Genomic DNA, 17,382 nt, shown 5'->3' on the forward strand with positions numbered 1-17,382 from the left:
TAGTTCAGGCCTCTTCCAGCACGGTAAAGGATCACTGCCATGTCGCAATACCAAGCGTTCAACGTCGAACTTGCAGACAACATCGCCCATGTGCAGATCAATCGCCCGGACAAGATCAACGCGATGAACGCTGCGTTCTGGACTGAGATCATCGACATCTTCCAGTGGGTCGACGATACCGACGAAGTGCGGGTGGTGGTCCTGAGCGGTGCGGGCAAGCACTTTTCGTCCGGCATCGACCTGATGATGTTGGCTGGAGTGGCTAACGAACTGGGCAAGGACGTTGGCCGCAACGCTCGCGTGCTGCGGCGCAAGATCCTGCAACTTCAGGCCTCGTTCAACGCCGTGGACAATTGCCGCAAACCGGTACTCGCGGCGGTCCAGGGCTATTGCCTGGGCGGGGCCATCGACCTGATTTCCGCCTGCGACATGCGCTACGCCGCGCAGGACGCGCAATTCTCCATCAAGGAAATCGACATCGGCATGGCCGCCGATGTTGGCACATTGCAACGCTTGCCGCGGATCATCGGGGACGGCATGCTGCGTGAACTCGCTTATACGGGACGTACCTTTGGCGCCGACGAAGCGCGGGACATTGGCCTGGTCAATCGTGTCTACAGTGATACCGCCAGCCTGCTCGACGGGGTGATGGGCCTTGCCCGGGAAATTGCCGCCAAGTCGCCGATCGCTATCACCGGCACCAAGGAAATGATCAGCTACATGCGCGATCACCGCATCGACGACGGGCTGGAATACGTCGCCACGTGGAACGCCGCCATGCTGCAATCCAACGACCTGCGCGTGGCCATGGCCGCCCATATGAGCAAACAGAAACCTGAATTTCTGGATTGATCGATCATGATTTCACGCTGGACCACCGCAGTACTCGACACCGACCTTCCCGGCGGCTGGGCCGTGGCTCGCAGCCCGGAAGGTTTTTTGTACGATGACAACGGCGCGTTGTTTCCCCGCGACTGGCTCAAGCGCCAGGACCTGTCGATCCTCGCCGAACATGGCATCGGTCACCTGGATGGCGAACCGGTCTACCTGCTGGAACTGCACAGCCCCTTGGACATTCCCGGCTGCAACTGGAAAGGCCTGCGGGCGTTCATGCTCGAGGACGACCACACGCTGTTCAAGGTGCTGGGCTATGCGGCGCAAGTTGGCACTTGGGCCCGGGAACATCGCTTTTGTGGCAGTTGCGGGCAGCGCATGAGCCAGGTTCCGCGGGAGCGGGCGATGCATTGTCAGGCGTGCGACCTGCGGCACTACCCGCGCATCTCACCCAGCATGATCGTGTTGATCACCCGTGGCGATGAAGTGCTGCTGGCCCGTTCGCCTCGTTTCGTCAGCGGTGTCTACAGCACCTTGGCGGGGTTTGCCGAACCGGGTGAGTCGGTCGAGGATTGCCTGGTGCGCGAGGTCCGCGAAGAAGTCAGCCTTGAGGTGAAGAACATCCAATACATGGGTAGCCAGTGCTGGCCGTTCCCTCATTCGATGATGCTGGGTTTCCATGCCGAGTACGCCGGGGGCGACATCGTGCCCCAGGAAGACGAAATCGAGGACGCCCAATGGTTCAACGTTCACGACCTGCCGCCACTGCCGGCCTCGCGTTCCATTGCCCGCTACCTGATCGACCTCTATGTGGCTCGCCGGCTAGGCCACGCTGAACCAGTGTTGCCAGGCTAGACGCACGGTCAGGCCCAGCACCACGGTGATGAACACCGGGCGGATGAACTTCGCGCCGCCGCTGATGGCGGTGCGCGCGCCGAAGAAGGCACCGACCATCACCGACAGGCCCATGCTCAGGCCGATGATCCAATCCACCTGGCCCGAAAAGATGAACACCGACAGTGCCGCGATGTTGCTGACAAAGTTCATGCTGCGGGCCACGCCGCTGGCCTTGACCAGGTCGATGGGGTAGAGCAGCAGGCTGCTGACGGTCCAGAACGCGCCGGTTCCCGGGCCGGCTACGCCGTCATAGAAACCCAGTGTGAAGCCTTGGGGCGACTGCCAGGTCTTCTTGATCGGCGCGTCACTGTCCAGCGGCGCCTTGGGTGTGCCGCCGAACAGCAGGTACAAGCCGCAGGCAAAGACAATCACCGGCAGCATCTTGTTCAGCCATTCGGCGGGCAGGTAATGGGCGACGATCGCGCCGGCCAGCGCACCGACCAGCGTGCCGACAATCGCGTGAGTCCACTGCCGTGGATGAAACAACTTGCGCCTGTAGAAGGTAAAGCTGGCCGTGGCCGAGCCAAAGGTCGAACTCAGCTTATTGGTGCCCAGGACCAGGTGCGGCGGCAGGCCGGCGGTCAACAGGGCAGGTGTGGTGAGCAGGCCGCCACCGCCGGCAATGGCGTCGATGAAACCGGCAATGAACGCGACAACGGCCAGGATAGCGAGGGTGGAGAGGTCTACACTGAGTTCAAAAGGCATGGAATGGGCTTATTGGGCAGGTCGCAGAAAGGCTGCGGGAAGGCCGTTATGTTACCCATAACGACGCCGGCCCGCGACCTGCAAGACCTTACTTATTCCAGTGGCGAGCAGCCCTTCAAACCACGTCATCGACAATGATGTGCCGCTCATCCCGGGAGCACCGCTCGATCCGAGCCTGGACCCGATACACCTCACGCAACATTTGCTCCGTAATCACATCCTCACTTCGACCGCAGCCTCGCAGGGTTCCATGGGCGATGACCAGCACCTGGTCGGCGAAGCGCAACGCCTGGTTCAGGTCATGAATGGCGATGAACAGGAGAATCGAGTGCTGGCGGGCGAGGGCGCGCATGAAACTCAAGACTTGGACTTGGCGGTGCATGTCCAGGGCGCTGGTAGGCTCATCCATCAGCAGGACTTCGGGTTCGCGCACCAGCGTCTGCGCGATGGACACCAATTGCTGTTGCCCGCCGCTCAGTTCGCCGAGATTACGAAATGACAGGTCGCCGATGCCCAGGGATTCGAGGATACGGTCGACGACTTCCAGCTCATCGGCTTGCACGGCCCAGCCGGGCGCCTGTTGCTTGCGCGCCAGCAGCACCGATTCATACACGGTCAGTCGCGCGCTGGTATTGAGGTTCTGCGGCATGTAGCAGATACCGGCCTGGCCCCTGCGCGAACCTTCCAGGCGAACCCGGCCCGGGCCTTCGATCAGGCCGGCGATGCGTTTGAATAATGTGGATTTCCCTGCCGCGTTGGGGCCTACCACGGCCACGACCTCGCCACCGCTGAGCAGCGGGGTACTGATCCCCTCGAGTATCGATCGGCGACCATAACGAGCACCGACGTCTTCCAGCTCGATCGTCACCATGACTGTTTCCTGCCGCCGAGTATGAGTGAGATGAAAAACGGCACGCCGATCAGCGACGTGACCACGCCGATGGGGAAAATCGCTCCAGGTATCAGGGTCTTGCTGACCACCGAACTGGCCGACAGGATCAAGGCCCCTGTCAGCAGTGAGGCCGGGAGAAAGAAGCGCTGGTCTTCGCCGATCAGCATTCGCGCAATGTGCGGACCCACGAGACCGATGAAGCCGATGGTGCCGACAAAAGCCACGGGAAACGACGCCAGCAGGCTGACCATGACCAGCGTCTGCAAGCGCAACTTGCGCACGTTGACGCCGAAGCTCGCAGCTTTTTCATCCCCCAGGCGCAGGGCGGTCATCGCCCAGGCGCGGCGGGCAAAGATCGGCAAGGTGACCAGGATGACCAGGCAGACCACGCCGAGTTTCGGCCAAGTGGCCTTGGTCAGGCTGCCCATGGTCCAGAACACCACCGCAGCCACGGCCTGCTCGGTGGCGAAAAACTGCACCAGTGCCAACAGCGCGTTGAAGGTGAACACCAGGGCGATGCCCAACAGCACGATGGTTTCGCTGGTCATGCCCCGGCGCAGGCTGAGAACGTGAATCAGCAGGGCCGAAAGCATCGCCATGACAAAGGCATTGAGCGGCACCATGTACTGGGCGATCACCGGCACCAGGGCCACGCCGAATGCCAGCCCCAAGGCCGCGCCGAAGCTGGCCGCCGCAGAGATGCCCAAGGTGAACGGGCTCGCCAGCGGATTGTTGAGGATGGTCTGCATCTGCGCGCCGGCCAGGGACAATGCGGCCCCCACGGCCACCGCCATCAGCGCCACCGGCAGGCGTATTTCCCACATCACCACGCGCACCTGGGGCGCCGCGGCATCAGGAGAGAACAGCGCGCCCAGCACTTCATCCAGGCTGTAGCTGGCGGGGCCAAGGGCCAGGTCCAGCAGCACGCTACACAGCAGTAACACGGCCAGGCCGATCAGGATCAAGCGTTTACGCCAGACTTGCTCGCGGTAAATCGTGCCCAAGGCGATATCATCGATGCGGCCATTCATGGTTGGGCCTGCGTTGGCTTGAGGCTGACGAAGTAGCCCGGCTCATAGGGCACTGGCAGGAAACGCTCATGGAATTCGCGAAACGTAGCGTCGGGGTCCAGGTCGGTGAACAGCTCCGGGTGGAACCATTTGGCCAGTTGCTGGATGGCGATGAACTGATAGGGGCTGTTATAGAACTGGTGCCAGATGGCATGGAATTCCTGGGTTTGCTGGGCCTTGATCCCGGCGTAGGCAGGGCGTTGGGTGTACCACTGCAATTTGCGCCGGGCCTCGGCCAGATCGGCCCCCGGCCCCACGCCGACCCAGCGCCCGCCTGGGGCAAAGGCCTCCCAGTTGGCACTGGTGACCACCACCTGTTCCGGGTTGGCGACGATCACTTGCTCAGCGTTCAACTGGCCGAAGGTGTTGGGAATTATCGAGCCGGCAATGTTGCGCCCACCGGCCAGCTCGACGAAGCGACCGAAGTTTTCATTGCCGAAACTCAGGCAGCAATCGTCGGTGTAGCCGCCGATACGCTCGATGAACACCTTGGGTCGGGGCGGCTGGCGGGCCTGGATCACATCGGTGACGCGACGGATCTGCTGGTTGCGATAGGCGATGAATGCCTCGGCGCGGGTCTCTTCGCCGAACAACTGGCCGAACAGGCGCATGGTCGGCTCGGTGTTCTGCATCGGGTTATTGCGAAAGTCCACGTAGACCACCGGGATGCCAAGCGCATCGAGCTTCTCGATGTAGCGAGCGTCCTCGGTGGCGTGTTGGGCTTCGATGTTGAGGACGATCACATCCGGTTGCTGGCTGATCGCTTGCTCGATGTCGAAGGTACCGTCTTCGAAACCGCCGAAGGTCGGGACCTTGGCAATCGCCGGATAGCGCCGCAGGTAGGCGTCGTAGGTATCCGGATCGGACTGGATCAGATCCTTGCGCCAGCCGACGATGCGGCGGATCGGGTTGTCGGTGTCCAATGCCGCCACCAGATACAACTGGCGGCCTTCGCCGAGAATCACCCGGCGTACCGGAATTCGCACCTGGACCTGGCGGCCGAGCAAGTCGGTGACGGTGGTTTTGGTGGCGGGCGGGGTGTCTGAAAAAGCAGAACCGCTCAGCAGCAGGGTTGCGGCACCCAGCAGCCAGGCGGTGAGCGATGAACGCGTCAGGGGTGGAATCAGCATTGTTTGAACCTTGTCAGTACCAGCCCCTGCAGCGGTGCACGCGCTGCCGGGGCGAAGTGCAATTAGAAGTCGACTGTCGCCGAGAGCAAGAGGGTGCGCGGCGCGCCTTGGGAGAACGCGCCGTAGGAGGCGACGCCGGACCAATACTCGCGATCGAACACGTTCTGCACCGTGGCGCGCAACGTTGTAGGCCGGCCATCGAGCACGGTGCTGTAGCGGGCGCCGGCATCGAAGCGCGTCCACGGATCGAGTTCTTGGGTATTGGCCTGATTGACGTACTGGCTGCCGGTATAGATTGCCCCGCCGGTCAGCGTCACGCCTTGTACCCACGGGGTGTCCCATTCGGCCCAGAGGTTGGCCTGCACTTCAGGCACCCCCACTGGTTTGTTGCCGCGATTGGCGGCGGTGCCGCTTTTGGTGAGTTCGCCGTCGAGCAAAGTGACGCCGCCCAACAGGCGCGTGCCTTCGCGCAGTTCGCCGAACATGTTCAGTTCGATACCGCGGTTGCGTTGTTCGCCCTGCACGGAGTACACGTTACCTGCGGTGCCGTTGGTCAACTCGCCGGCAGGCTTCTTGATCTGGAACAGCGCAAGGGTCGAGGTGAAAGTGCCGTAGTCGACCTTGACCCCGACTTCCTGCTGGCGAGAGATGTACGGCTTGAATGTTTCCCCGGAGTTGCTCGCATTGGCCGGCGCGGTGTCGCCCTTGCTCAGGCCTTCGATGTAGTTGTAGTAGAACGAGACATGTTCCCATGGCTTGATCACCGCGCCGAACAGCGGCGTGATTTCGCTTTCGTCGTAGGCGCTGGTGACGTTTCCGAAAGTGTTGTAATTGGTCGATTTGATGCTCTGTTTGCGCAGGCCAAGCGTCACTTGAGCGCGCTCATCCAGGATCGACAATGTATCGGCCAAGGCCACGCCGGACAGTTCGGTGTCTGACACCTTCGCCACATCGGGGGATGCGATGGACGGTTTGTCGCGCTCGACCGGGTGATAGATATTCGAAAAGACCGGGGCGCCAGAATTGATTCCGCGGCGCAGTTCATCGCGATAGCGGCTGGCCTGAAGAGTAGCGCTGTGGCTGACCGGACCGGTCTCGAACCGAGCCCGGGCGCCGGCGTCTACGGTGTAGCGCTCGACTTCGAACTTGTAATAACCCGGAGTCGAGCGCGTGTCCCCGGCGTCGTTCAGAATCGTCGGCAGCTGGTCCGATAGCCGCGCCACATCGGACTTGCCACCCCCGGCGTGGCCGAATACCGTCAGGTTGTCGCTCAGGTCATATTCGCCACTGAGCAGCGCCGATTTGTCGCGGGTTTCGGACCAGCCCCAGTCCTGGGTCACGTTACTGCGCCCGTTGGCCGCCGAAGGCACCTCGACACCGTTCGCGATAGCGAATGGCCGGGACGGGGCGTCCCATTGTTCTTCCTGGCTGATCAGGTCCAGGCTGGTCCTGAAACGGTCGCCCTGATAATCCAAGGAGATGGCGCCGATACCGACATCACGCGATTGCTTGTCAATCGCTGTGTCGCCACCTTGCAGACTGCCGTTGACGCGCACACCGAAGCGGCGTTCCTCGCCGAAGCGCCGGCTGATGTCGACATGCCCGCCTGCCTGGGTGTCCATCGCGTAGCTGGCCGTCACCCGGGTCAGGTCCTGATCCAACGAGCGCTTGGGCACGATGTTGATCACACCACCGACGCCGCTGTTGGGCGACATGCCGTACAACAGCGCAGCCGGACCCTTGATGACCTCAATGCGCTCGGCGTATTCGGTGAAGACCCGGTAGTTCGGCGCCACGCCATACACACCATCAAATGCCAGCTCACCCAGGTTGCCTTCGCCCACCGGGAAACCGCGAATGAAAAACGAATCGACGATGCCGCCGGCCTGGCCGGTCGATCGCACCGAGGAGTCACGCTCCAATACATCGGCAGCGGTCACGGCTTGCTGGTCCTTCATCAAGGTCGAGGTGTAGTTGCTGACGCTGAAGGGGGTGTCCATCAAGTCTTTGTTGCCCAGCAGGCCAGCCCGGCCGCCACGGGCAACTTGGCCGCCGCTGTAGGCCGCCGGCAAATCCCCGGGGCGTACTTCGGCTGCATTGATCGTGGTTTGCGACAAGGTCAGCTCGCCGTCGCCGTCGCGTTTTTGCAAGGTGTAGCTGCCATCGTCGCGTGCGACCAGGTCCAGGCCGCTGCCCGTCAACAGCCGGGCAAATGCTTCACGGGCGGTGAACTGGCCGGACAGTCCGGGGCTGTTCAAGCCTTGTGTGAGTGACGGTTCGAACGACAAGGCGATACCGGCCTGCACGGCGAACGCCGAAAGCGTTGCCCCCAAGGGGCCGGGCTGGATGTTGTAGGACTGGCTGGCAACGCTGTCCAGCGGCGCGCCCGGGGCCGCCCAGGTACCTGGACTCAAGGTGGTAAGCGCGACGCTGAGCATGGCACTGCGAATCGCCAGATTCAGCTTGCGATCCGAACGCAGGGAGCGGGCAACGGGCATGGCGGGAGGATCCTGTGTAGAGGGTTTGTTCTCTAAGCCAGCCAGGATTGAAAAAAGTATCATCCCCGCACGATTATTTTTTCGGATTCACGCCGGCGCCAACATGACCCAATAATCGCCGAGGCGGGACGTCACGCTGATGGGGTAGGTCTGGGCGAGCATCTTCAGGGTTCGGCGGGTGTCGTTGACAGGAAATGCACCGGATATGCGCAAGCCGGCGATGGCCGGATCGCAGCGCAGGACACCGTTGCGATAGCGGCTCAGTTCGTTGATGAAGTCCCCCAGGCGCATGTTGTCGGCCATCAGCATGCCGCGGGCCCAGGCCAGCGAGGACTTGTCGACAGGTTTCAGTCCATCGATGCCCCGTGCGGTAAAACCGCTGGCTTGGCCAGCCTCGACCACTTGCTCACCGATGCCCCTGACTTCGATGCGCACGGCGCCTTCCAATACCGCGAGACGCGTGTGTCCGGCTTCTTCGCGGACGCTGAAGCGTGTCCCGAGCGCCTGCATCCGGCCTTCGCTGGTTTGTACTCGGAAGGGGCGCGCCACCGGTGACGGATCCGCCGCGGTCTGGACGAGTACCTCGCCGCGGCGCAACAGCAGCAGGCGCTGGCGCTCGTCGAAATACACATCGATCGCGGTATCGGTGTTCAAGGTGACGAGGCTACCGTCGGCCAAGGTCACGTCGCGCCGCTCGCCCACGGGGGCGCGATAATCAGCGGTCCACTGCTGCCAATCATTGAGCTTCCAACTGCCCCAGGCCAAGGGAGCCAGGGCGAGCAGGGTGGCCAGCTTACCCATGGCGGCACGGCGAGAGGGATTGCTGGGGCGGTCCAGTGCCGCCATCGCCAGCGCAGGGGGCAAGCCCTGCAGCTTGCACAGCAGTAGCTCGGCCCGGGCCCAGGCCTGGCCGTGTGCCGGGCTGCTGGCTCGCCAGCGTTCCCACTCCTGGCGTTCGGCGTCATTGACGCTGCCTTCGCTCAGGCGCATCAGCCAGTCGGCGGCTTCGCTGAGGATGGCCGGGTCGAGCGCTTGGTCGTGAAGTTGCATTCAGTCCACCAGCATCAGGCAGTGCAGGAAAGCCTGTTTCATGTAGCGCTTGATGGTGATCAGCGAAACGCCGAGTTGCGTGGCGATGTCGTCATATTTCAGGCCGTTGAGTTGGGAGAGCAGGAACGCCCGCTTTACTTGAGTCGGCAGGGTATCGAGCATGGCGTCGATCTCGTACAGCGCCTCAAGCACCAGCAAGCGTCGCTCGGGCGAAGGCACTTCAGGCGCCGGCAACGAAGCCAGCGCCTGGAGATAAGCACGCTCGAGTGCCTTGCGCTGGAACCAGTTGACCAGGATGCCCCCGGCGACACAGCTCAGGTACGCCCGCGGTTCTTCGATCACCGCCACCTTCGAGGCGAGTATGCGAATGAAGGTGTCATGGGCCAGGTCGGCGGCGTCCAGCGCGTTGCCCAGTTTTCGGTAAAGCCGGGCGTACAACCAGCCATGGTGTCCGCTATAGAGGTCTGCGACGGTGCGCAGGTGACAATCATTGACCACTGACCCTGGATCGTTCATGGCTGTTGTGTTTTTTGATAGTGAGAATTATTCCCAATGGTAGTGGAGGCGCTCAGTGCCGCGCAAGGTCATATTGCCGGTGGGGGCATTTAGGGTGCGTTGGCGCTACTCGCCGGCCTTGCCGAGTATCCCGAGCGGTTTGTAGCGCAGCAGGATCAATGGCATCAGCGCCACTGCATAGGCGAGGCAGACGTAGAGATAAATGTTTTGCAGGCCATAGACTTGGCTGAGTAAGGCGCCAAGGGAAATCCCAATGATGGACGCCGTCTGCGAAACGCCTTGGGACAAACCCAGCACCTGGCCTTGACGGCTGTTGTCGGTACTCTTGGAAATGAGTGCCGTCAGCACGGGCGTTGTCGCGCCCAACAGCAAGCCCCAGATGAAATAGGCGAGGGCGAAGATCATTGGCTGCCGAGTCAGGCCGGCCAAGGCGGTGACAGCAATGCAACTCAACACGATGCCGGTCATGGCGTGCAGCGTTTGCGCCGGGTTGCGCTGTTCGAAGTAGCGCGACCAGGACGTCGCGCAAAGAATGAACCCCAGGGCCAGCAAGCCGTAGCAAAGCCCGACCATGGCATTGCTGATCTCGAAGGTTGAAGCCACATACAGGGAAAATGACGTCTGCGGCAGCATCCGGGCCAGCAGCAGGAGGCCCATGATGCCCAGCAACCAAGCCGTCGCGGGGTTGAACAGGCCGCGCCGCGAGGACTCGGTCTCATTGTCTGCCGAAGAAACCTTTATCACCGGCGCCACGTAGGGCAATGTCAATGCCGCCACCACCGTGCACAAGGCGCATAAGCCGGAGGCCACGATGTTGATCCAGAAAAACGTTGCCTGGTCCAGAATCAGCCCGCCCACCACCGCCCCCAGCAACGAGCCGACATTCGTGGAAATCTGCAGGATGGCAAACAGCCTGGCCCGTCGCGACGGTGCCTCGATGCTTACCCCATAGGCCTGGGCCGGGGCGATATAACCGGCGAAAGCACCTTGCAGGAAACGCAGGATGAGGATTATCCAGATATCGCTGGTCAACGCCAGCCCGAGTTGGGTCAATGAGAGGCCCGCCAGCGCACGGATCATCATCAGCTTGTGCCCGTAGCGATCACCGACGCGGCCCCATAAGGCGCTGGTCAGGATGATGCCCAGCATCGGACCGACGTACACCGCCGTGCTGGCGAAGCTGAACAGTGCATCGTTGCTGGTCAGTTGCCGCAGATGAACGGGCCAGAACGGCCCACTCATTTCCATGGCGCCCATGGAAACCAGTTGAATCGAAAACAACAGCAAGACGAGCAGGCGGACACTGGAACCCTTCGGGATACCAACACGGGGCATGGGCAGACTCGCAAGGCGGTTAAGGCTGTGTCTTATCCGACAGTGCGTCGATATGGGCAAGAAAAAAATGCAGTGCTTGATGCGAGTGCGGTTAACCCCGGGCGAGATTCAAGCGCTCTCGCCCCAGGGTTCCCAGTGGCGCTTCACTCCGGCCGAAACACCGCGCGCAAGCAATTCTCGCGCTTGTCCTTGAACATTCCATAGCCCTCCACCGACTGCTCCAGCCCCATGGGATGGGTCAGCAGATAGGAGGGGTCCAGCTCACCTTTCTGGATGTGCTCGAATAACCGCTTCACGTAGCGCTGTCCCGGTTGCTGGCCCGAACGCAGGGTCAGGGATTTGTTGACGATCGCCCCCATCGGGAATTTGTCCAGCAAGCCGCCATACACCCCGACCACCGACACCGTCCCGCCTTTGCGACAGGCGCGGATCGACTGGCGCAGGACGGTTCCGCGCTCGGTGTGCAGGCGCAGCATCTGCTTGGTCTTGTCGTAGAAATAATCGACCTCGGTGCCGTGGGCCTCCATGCCGACGCAATCGATGCAGCGATCCGGTCCGCGGCCGCCGGTCAGCTCCAGCAAGGCGGCGTGCACATCGGTGGTCTCGTAATTAAGGGCGATGGCGCCAGCCTTTTCTTCGGCCAGGCGTAAGCGATCGGGAAAGCGGTCGATGGCGATCACTCGTTCGGCGCCCAGCAGATAGGCGCTGGAGATTGCCATCAGCCCAACTCCGCCGCAGCCCCAGACGGCCACTGTATCGCCGCGCTGGATGTCGGCATTGTCGGCGGCGAAATAACCGGTGGGCACTGCGTCGGAGACGAACACCGCCTGTTCGTCGCTGACGCCGTCGGGGATGGTAAACAGGTTGACGTCGGCGAAAGGCACGCGGATGTAAGTCGCGTGGCTGCCGGCGTAACCGCCAAAGGCATGACTGTAGCCAATGATGCCGCAAGCTGGCTGGCCGTAGGCAATGTCTGTAGCGGTGGGGTTCGGATTGGAGTTGTCGCAGCAGGAAAAGTCCGAGCGCTGGCAGTGCTCGCATTCCCCGCAGCCGACAATCGACACCGTGACAACCCGGTCGCCTTTCTTGAATTGGGTGACAGCCGAGCCGGTTTCCACCACTTCGCCCATGAATTCATGGCCAATGATATCGCCGGCCTGCATGGTCGGTACGTAACCGCCGAGCAGGTGCAAATCCGAGCCGCAGACTGATGACAGAATGACTCGCACGATGGCATCGCGGGGGTTGAGGATGGACGGGTCGTCGACGGTCTCGACTTGTAATGAGTTGGGGCCTTGCCAAGTCAGTGCGCGCATCAGACGGTACCTCCGTTGAGTCCGGATTTGTCAGTGGGAGAATCATTGGCCGGTGCTTGAGTCGCGTTGCTGGCCGGGTGCACGAAGAGAAAATCCTTGGTTTGCTCGCGCATTTTGTTGGTACTCACTTCCCCGGTCTCCAGCTGTTGCTTGATGCTGCGCAACACGTTCAGCAAGGCTTTGTCCGAGAACCGTGAAATGGCCGCAGCCAGGGCGTAGCCAGCCGCGCCGAGGGGCGTCTGGCAGGCGACGATGACTTTGATTTGGGTACCGCGGCCGGCCGGCGCATCGCTGAAATGCATTTGGATGTCATGCTTGAATCGTTTATCCGGCCCGGCGATCCAGTGCAGTTTGCGGCCCTCCTTGGGCTCGCACTCTTCGAGGTCCCAGTGCAGGGTCTTGTCCATCGGCCCATGGGCGACCCAGCGATAGGTGCGCTCGCCGGTCTGCTCGATGGCATCGACCCAGGGCATCAACGACCCGAGATTGGCCGGGTTGTGGCAAAACGCAAACACCTCTTCCCTGGGCTTGCCCACCGTGATGCTGCGGGAGATGACTTTGCTGCCGTCCCAGTCGCGATCCTGTTCGAAGGTTTGCTCGAACGGGCTGTGGGTCAACGCGCGCTTGACCCTGCATGTACCGCTGTAGCCACGCCAGGCCGCGCACGCACCTAGCAGCACCTGCGGCCAACCTTTCAGGCCCCCTTGGCGCAAGCCGTTGGCGATCAGCAATGAACCTGCAACCAGCGACACCAAACGCTCCGGCGTGCCGAGATTAGGGTGCGAAGGCGTGGGAACCGGGGCCCGGCTCGCCACCAGTTTTGGACGTTCGGTCATGATGATTCTCCTTATTAATCCAGGGACGACATAAGGAATGAACCGAGGGCGCACGGGGTTGTTCCGTTGGCTTTGGCGGTTTCCGATGAGCCGGACGTGGGACGGGTTTCGCTCAGTGGTATTGCCGGGTAAAGAGAGCCGGAAGGCCGGCCGTCAGCTAAATTTTTTTTGAAATCAAGGGGTTGTCAGTCCAGGCAAATGAGTACATAATTGCGCCCATCGAACGCATTGGGGTGTTAAAAAACCTAATGTTTTCAAGGAGATAGCTCGCTAATGGCGAGCTCTTGTCCTGATCAGTTTGTATGCGGTTGGTGTGGTTGCATTACATCAAGCGTCTTGAGGCCGAATAGCAAAATGGTTATGCAGTGGATTGCAAATCCACCTACGCCGGTTCGATTCCGACTTCGGCCTCCACTTTTAAAAGCTCTGTAGATCCATGATCTACAGAGCTTTTTTTATTCAAGAAGCAGTGAAAGGTTTTGTCTTTAAAAGGGCAAGGGCATCCTTGCTTCACCGGGGAGGGATGTATATATTTCCCCCTCTGTTGCACCAGCCTCGATCCTGTCAGATGCACATCTGGCAGTTTTCACACGGCTTGGCCGCGCTACCGCCCGAATGGCGAAACTGGTAGACGCATGGGACTTAAAATCCCCCGCTCGTAAGGGCGTGCCGGTTCGATTCCGGCTTCGGGCACCATCTAAAATCAAGGGTTTGCTAGCGAAAGCTAACGCAAACCCTTGTTCGTTTCCGGTCCGCAATTTTGACAGTGGTCCGCAATTACCTCGTAGGCGATACCTTTTTGCCTATCCGATTCCGGATGTACTGTTCAGTCATTACGACGGTCGTATGCCCAAGTTGATCTCTCGCCTGGAGAATGTCACCGGTCGATTCCGCCTTGTCGGTGCCGGCTTTTGCCCGTAAATCCCTCATCTGGAACTCCGATTTCGCGACCCCGGCCGCCTCCCTGGCTAAATCGAACCTCCTTCGCAACATGGCAACCGTCATCGGTGTGCCGTCCTCCGTAACGATCAACCGCGTTGAACGCACCTTGTGTGCTGATTTTCGGGCCATGATCCGGTCTATCAAGGCTTTCAGTTCCCCGGTCACTTCAATCCGAAGCTTCGCCTTCGTCTTCCCCTGCAGCACCCAGAGCTGCCCGTCGCGCAGATCCCTCTCGTCCATCAGCCTAGTGTCGGTCACCCGTTGGCTCGTCAGGTAGGCAAGGTCCATCGCATCACGCAGGCCGAGGTCTGCTTTGTCGTAGACGCGCTTGAACAGCTCGTCCTCGACGTAAGTGTTCCGCCCGGTCTCCTTGTTTCCCTTGATCCCTGCGCACGGGTTGGCGAGGGATGTGTAGCCTTTGTCCCGGGCAAAATTCCATATTGCGCTGAGCAGAGCCTTTTCCCGGTTCGCCCGGACTGGCGCGGCCTTGCGCCAGGTGAGGTACTGCCTAACGTGGAGAGGTTCGATTGTTTCCAAAGGCGCCGGCGGATCATCGAAGAACGCGATCAGGTTTTTCACTTCCCGTTGGTTGTCCAGTTGCGTCAGCTTGCCTTTCGTCGGAACGACGTCGACCATGTATTTCTCAGCGACGTAGCGGAAGGTGATCACCTTCGCAACCAGGTCGGTCGCGGTGCGATCGCGCTCAAGCTTGGCGTACGCCATGATCGCAAGTCCGTAGTCGCTGCCCAGCGGGATCTCTTTGCGGTCCTTCCCGCCAGTGTCGTAGTAGTAATACACTCGGCCGCTGCGCTTCTTGCGCTCACGCAGCCGGGCTATGGAGCCGGGTTTGCTCGGTCTTCGTCCCATCTCAGCCAGCCTTACGTGGTGTCCACACGGGTTTTTCTGCTTCAAAAATGCCGACTGCGGTCACGGCCATGGCCGTAACACTCGGCCACCCGTTCACTTTGATCGTGTGCCGAACGCCGTTCTTTTTCAGATTTTGGATCTGCCCTGCCTTGGTTCGCGCGCCGGTCAGCTCGCAAACCTCCTCGTGGGATAGAAACTGGATGCTCATGAGCTGCTCCGAGCCGCGCGTGGCGGCATTGGCGGCGCGCGGTTATGGGCGCGCCTTCTGGATGATGTAAATTACGATGCAGCCGGTCGCAGCGAGCCAGACCATCGTGCCGAAGCCGCCGGTAATCAGTGCAGCGTCGGTACCGCGCTCAATCATTTCTGGCGCCGCATATGCGAACCAGAGGAGGGTGACCAGCAGGTACAACAGTCCGGCCATCAGGATCTCGAAGAGCTTTCTTGCGGGCATGGGGAGTCCTCGCCCGCCGTTCACCGGCAGGCTGTAGGTGGATTGGGGTTAGTGGCGTTTCATGAAGGTGATCCAGTGCGTCTTTTCGCGCTTACCGGACTTGTGGCCAAACAGCGGTTGTTCATCGGTGAGTGCCAGAATCTCGCTCACTCGCACCTGGGTCTCGTTCCATTTGAAAATCAGAAACTGGCCAGGGCGCAACACGCGGAAGCACTCGGCGAAGCCTCTTCGCAGGTCGTCGCGCCAGTCGTCAGTGAGGATTCCGTATTTCAATCGGAGCCAGCTCTCGCGGCCAGCGCGGACCAGGTGCGGTGGATCGAACACGACCATCTTGAAGCTGTCGTCGGGGAAGGGCAGATTCCGGAAATCCATGATGACGTCGGGCTCAACCTTCAGCACCCGGCCGTCGCACAGCACATGCTCTTCATCGCGGATGTCGCCGAACAGGGCGCGCTGGTCGCCCTTGTCGAACCACATCATGCGGCTGGCGCTGCAGGGATCGAGGACTTGCGCGCTCATGGCCTCGGCCCCCTGTAGATCAGGTGGGCCATGTAGAGCAGGGGTAGGATCATGGCGTCACCCGCTTGAACTCGACGACCCAGACCCACGGGTTGGCGTCCCAGGATTCGACGCCGTTGATGGATTCCCAAAGTTCCCGCCACGCCGCGGGATACCAATCGCGGTAGTTGGGTGACACATCGTCACTGCCCAGTTCCGGCGGACATTGCAGGCCTTCCGCCCGGATATCGGCGCGGCTGATGTCCTGCAACCGCTCGACGCGGACGTCGGTGATCTCCAGCAGGATGCGGCATGCCCAGCGCGGCATGTGGATCGATGGCTTCCAGATTGGCTGATCGGCTTCATACGGCGTCAGCCCGTCGGCGGCGTAGACCAGCGTCCCGTCGTCGATTGCTTCGCTGACGTTCAGATCATCCGGTTTGAGGTAGGGCCCGCGCATTACTTCGAAGTGATCGCAGTACCACGTCTCGCGCACCCACAGCCGGTCGCCTGGCTTGCCGTAGGGGCAGAGATCGGCATTGCCGGGCAGTGCCAGAAAGGCAGGTTCAAACCCAGCCGCCAAGCAATCCAGCGCCGCGCGTTTCTTCACCTCGCGCCGCGTGACTGTCTTCCGGCCTTCCAGGATGGCGCGCACCATCAGCGCGCCGAATAGAATCGGGCGTTCCTTGATTGCGGTCATGGCGTCACCTCTTTGATATGGCTGTCTACCCATTTGCGCATCCGCTGCCAGCGTTGTTCCGGGGTTTCGTTCCAGCCACATTCGTCGTTCTCAAAAACGACCTCGGCGGCCATGGCTGGAGCTATTCCGAAAGCGCCCGACACTGTTTCTCGGCAGTGCGCATCGATCTTGCTCATGTCGATACCGCGCTTCGCGCCGAGAACACCGAGGGTGCAGAACTGCCCATCAGCTTCCAGCGTGTCCGCCACCAGGCGCTTGTCCGGCATCGCGTCCATTGCGTCGCGCAGTTCGATCAGAAAGGCCTGGCCGCGCTTGCCCTTCAACGCCGATGACACTGCGCCGCGCCAGCAGATCAAATCCCATCCACCGCAATCATCGCTGTATCCGCTTCGGCTCATGGCGTCACCTTCATGTCGACATCGTCATGGATCCACTCAATGTCGAGCAGGTCATCATCGTCAATCTGAGCTTCACGAAGGTCATTGCTGGCAAGCAGCTCCGCGACCTCGGCGTCATCAATTTCTTTAATGACCTTTCGGAAGCTCACGACGGCCTTGCCGGTGAGCACGACTGTTCTTTTCATGGGCGAGTTCGTCCTTGCCGCTATAGCGGCTGACTTTGAAGGGGGAGGGGTTACGGGTTTTGCGGGAGGAGTACGGATGTACTCCTATGCAGCGGGCGCTGACTTTTGCTCATGCTCCAGCTCAGCCGCGATTGAAGCAATTTCGGCAAACAGCTTCTGCTGCTTCAGGTTTCTATCTTCGTAGATGGCTTTCAGGCTGCGATTCAAAGCGCCTAGGGCCGAAGCGCGCGAGGTATGGACCTGGTTTTCGTGGAGCATG

The 17,382-nt window shown here is 61.0% G+C and carries 20 protein-coding genes and 2 tRNA genes; 4 read left to right on the forward strand and 18 right to left on the reverse strand.

Going from position 1 to position 17,382, the window contains the following annotated elements; all coding sequences use genetic code 11:
* The first annotated feature begins 39 nt into the window (after positions 1-39).
* Together HU762_RS17380 and nudC are read left to right on the forward strand one after the other, a co-directional pair.
* Complete coding sequence (locus HU762_RS17380; RefSeq protein ID WP_186639087.1) at positions 40-852, forward strand: crotonase/enoyl-CoA hydratase family protein; 813 nt, start codon at positions 40-42, stop codon at positions 850-852.
* A gap of 6 nt (positions 853-858) precedes the next feature.
* A complete protein-coding gene (gene nudC, locus HU762_RS17385) occupies positions 859-1,689 on the forward strand; it encodes an NAD(+) diphosphatase (protein ID WP_186639088.1) in 831 nt (276 codons plus the stop codon).
* Here nudC and HU762_RS17390 read toward each other — a convergent pair.
* From HU762_RS17390 to HU762_RS17435, 10 genes are all read right to left on the reverse strand, one after another.
* Complete coding sequence (locus HU762_RS17390) at positions 1,657-2,436, reverse strand: TSUP family transporter (RefSeq protein ID WP_186639090.1); 780 nt, start codon at positions 2,434-2,436, stop codon at positions 1,657-1,659. The two genes, nudC and HU762_RS17390, sit on opposite strands and share 33 nt — an antisense overlap.
* A gap of 115 nt (positions 2,437-2,551) precedes the next feature.
* Positions 2,552-3,307 (reverse strand): ABC transporter ATP-binding protein, encoded by a 756-nt coding sequence (locus HU762_RS17395; RefSeq protein ID WP_186639091.1) that lies wholly within the window; start codon positions 3,305-3,307, stop codon positions 2,552-2,554.
* On the reverse strand, positions 3,301-4,359 hold the full coding sequence (locus HU762_RS17400; RefSeq protein ID WP_186639093.1) for an iron ABC transporter permease: 1,059 nt from the start codon (positions 4,357-4,359) through the stop codon (positions 3,301-3,303). The genes HU762_RS17395 and HU762_RS17400 overlap by 7 nt, the downstream gene beginning before the upstream one ends.
* Entirely contained in the window at positions 4,356-5,528 is a 1,173-nt protein-coding gene (locus HU762_RS17405) for an ABC transporter substrate-binding protein (protein ID WP_186639094.1), read from the reverse strand. The genes HU762_RS17400 and HU762_RS17405 overlap by 4 nt, the downstream gene beginning before the upstream one ends.
* 62 nt (positions 5,529-5,590) lie before the next feature.
* Positions 5,591-8,026, reverse strand: coding sequence for a TonB-dependent receptor (locus HU762_RS17410; RefSeq protein WP_186639096.1), 2,436 nt, complete (start codon positions 8,024-8,026; stop codon positions 5,591-5,593).
* 87 nt (positions 8,027-8,113) lie between these two features.
* Entirely contained in the window at positions 8,114-9,076 is a 963-nt protein-coding gene (locus HU762_RS17415; RefSeq protein ID WP_186639098.1) for a FecR domain-containing protein, read from the reverse strand.
* Positions 9,077-9,592: a sigma-70 family RNA polymerase sigma factor gene (locus HU762_RS17420; RefSeq protein ID WP_186639100.1), complete on the reverse strand. Its 516-nt coding sequence runs from the start codon at positions 9,590-9,592 to the stop codon at positions 9,077-9,079.
* Positions 9,593-9,697: 105 nt separating this feature from the next.
* A complete protein-coding gene (locus HU762_RS17425; protein WP_186639102.1) occupies positions 9,698-10,927 on the reverse strand; it encodes an MFS transporter in 1,230 nt (409 codons plus the stop codon).
* Positions 10,928-11,070: 143 nt separating this feature from the next.
* The gene (locus HU762_RS17430; protein ID WP_186639104.1) at positions 11,071-12,243 is read right to left on the reverse strand and encodes a zinc-dependent alcohol dehydrogenase; all 1,173 of its coding nucleotides are present in this window, start codon (positions 12,241-12,243) and stop codon (positions 11,071-11,073) included.
* Complete coding sequence (locus HU762_RS17435) at positions 12,243-13,079, reverse strand: SRPBCC family protein (protein ID WP_186639106.1); 837 nt, start codon at positions 13,077-13,079, stop codon at positions 12,243-12,245. Before HU762_RS17435 ends, HU762_RS17430 begins: the two co-directional genes overlap by 1 nt.
* 340 nt (positions 13,080-13,419) lie before the next feature.
* Here HU762_RS17435 and HU762_RS17440 point away from each other — a divergent pair.
* Both HU762_RS17440 and HU762_RS17445 read left to right on the forward strand, forming a co-directional pair.
* A tRNA-Cys gene (locus HU762_RS17440) sits at positions 13,420-13,493 on the forward strand.
* Positions 13,494-13,688: 195 nt separating this feature from the next.
* Positions 13,689-13,775, forward strand: a tRNA-Leu gene (locus tag HU762_RS17445).
* Positions 13,776-13,856: 81 nt separating this feature from the next.
* Here HU762_RS17445 and HU762_RS17450 read toward each other — a convergent pair.
* From HU762_RS17450 to HU762_RS17485, 8 genes are all read right to left on the reverse strand, one after another.
* Positions 13,857-14,888 carry a tyrosine-type recombinase/integrase gene (locus HU762_RS17450; protein WP_186639108.1) on the reverse strand — a complete coding sequence of 344 codons (1,032 nt, stop codon included), beginning with the start codon at positions 14,886-14,888 and terminating at the stop codon, positions 13,857-13,859.
* A 1-nt stretch (position 14,889) separates the two neighbouring features.
* Entirely contained in the window at positions 14,890-15,096 is a 207-nt protein-coding gene (locus tag HU762_RS17455; RefSeq protein WP_107322604.1) for a DUF4224 domain-containing protein, read from the reverse strand.
* A gap of 42 nt (positions 15,097-15,138) precedes the next feature.
* Positions 15,139-15,342 (reverse strand): hypothetical protein, encoded by a 204-nt coding sequence (locus tag HU762_RS17460; RefSeq protein ID WP_186639109.1) that lies wholly within the window; start codon positions 15,340-15,342, stop codon positions 15,139-15,141.
* Between the two features lie 48 nt (positions 15,343-15,390).
* A complete protein-coding gene (locus HU762_RS17465) occupies positions 15,391-15,861 on the reverse strand; it encodes a class I SAM-dependent methyltransferase (RefSeq protein ID WP_186639111.1) in 471 nt (156 codons plus the stop codon).
* 49 nt (positions 15,862-15,910) lie between these two features.
* Positions 15,911-16,540, reverse strand: a complete 630-nt coding sequence (locus HU762_RS17470) for a hypothetical protein (RefSeq protein ID WP_186639113.1) — start codon at positions 16,538-16,540, stop codon at positions 15,911-15,913.
* Positions 16,537-16,938 carry a hypothetical protein gene (locus HU762_RS17475; RefSeq protein ID WP_186639115.1) on the reverse strand — a complete coding sequence of 134 codons (402 nt, stop codon included), beginning with the start codon at positions 16,936-16,938 and terminating at the stop codon, positions 16,537-16,539. The genes HU762_RS17470 and HU762_RS17475 overlap by 4 nt, the downstream gene beginning before the upstream one ends.
* Positions 16,935-17,123 carry a hypothetical protein gene (locus HU762_RS17480; RefSeq protein WP_186639116.1) on the reverse strand — a complete coding sequence of 63 codons (189 nt, stop codon included), beginning with the start codon at positions 17,121-17,123 and terminating at the stop codon, positions 16,935-16,937. Before HU762_RS17480 ends, HU762_RS17475 begins: the two co-directional genes overlap by 4 nt.
* A gap of 84 nt (positions 17,124-17,207) precedes the next feature.
* Complete coding sequence (locus HU762_RS17485) at positions 17,208-17,381, reverse strand: hypothetical protein (RefSeq protein ID WP_186639118.1); 174 nt, start codon at positions 17,379-17,381, stop codon at positions 17,208-17,210.
* Between the last annotated feature and the right edge of the window lies 1 nt (position 17,382).

The organism is Pseudomonas sp. SWRI92 (assembly GCF_014268685.1).
Classification (GTDB): Bacteria; Pseudomonadota; Gammaproteobacteria; order Pseudomonadales; family Pseudomonadaceae; genus Aquipseudomonas; species Aquipseudomonas marvdashtae.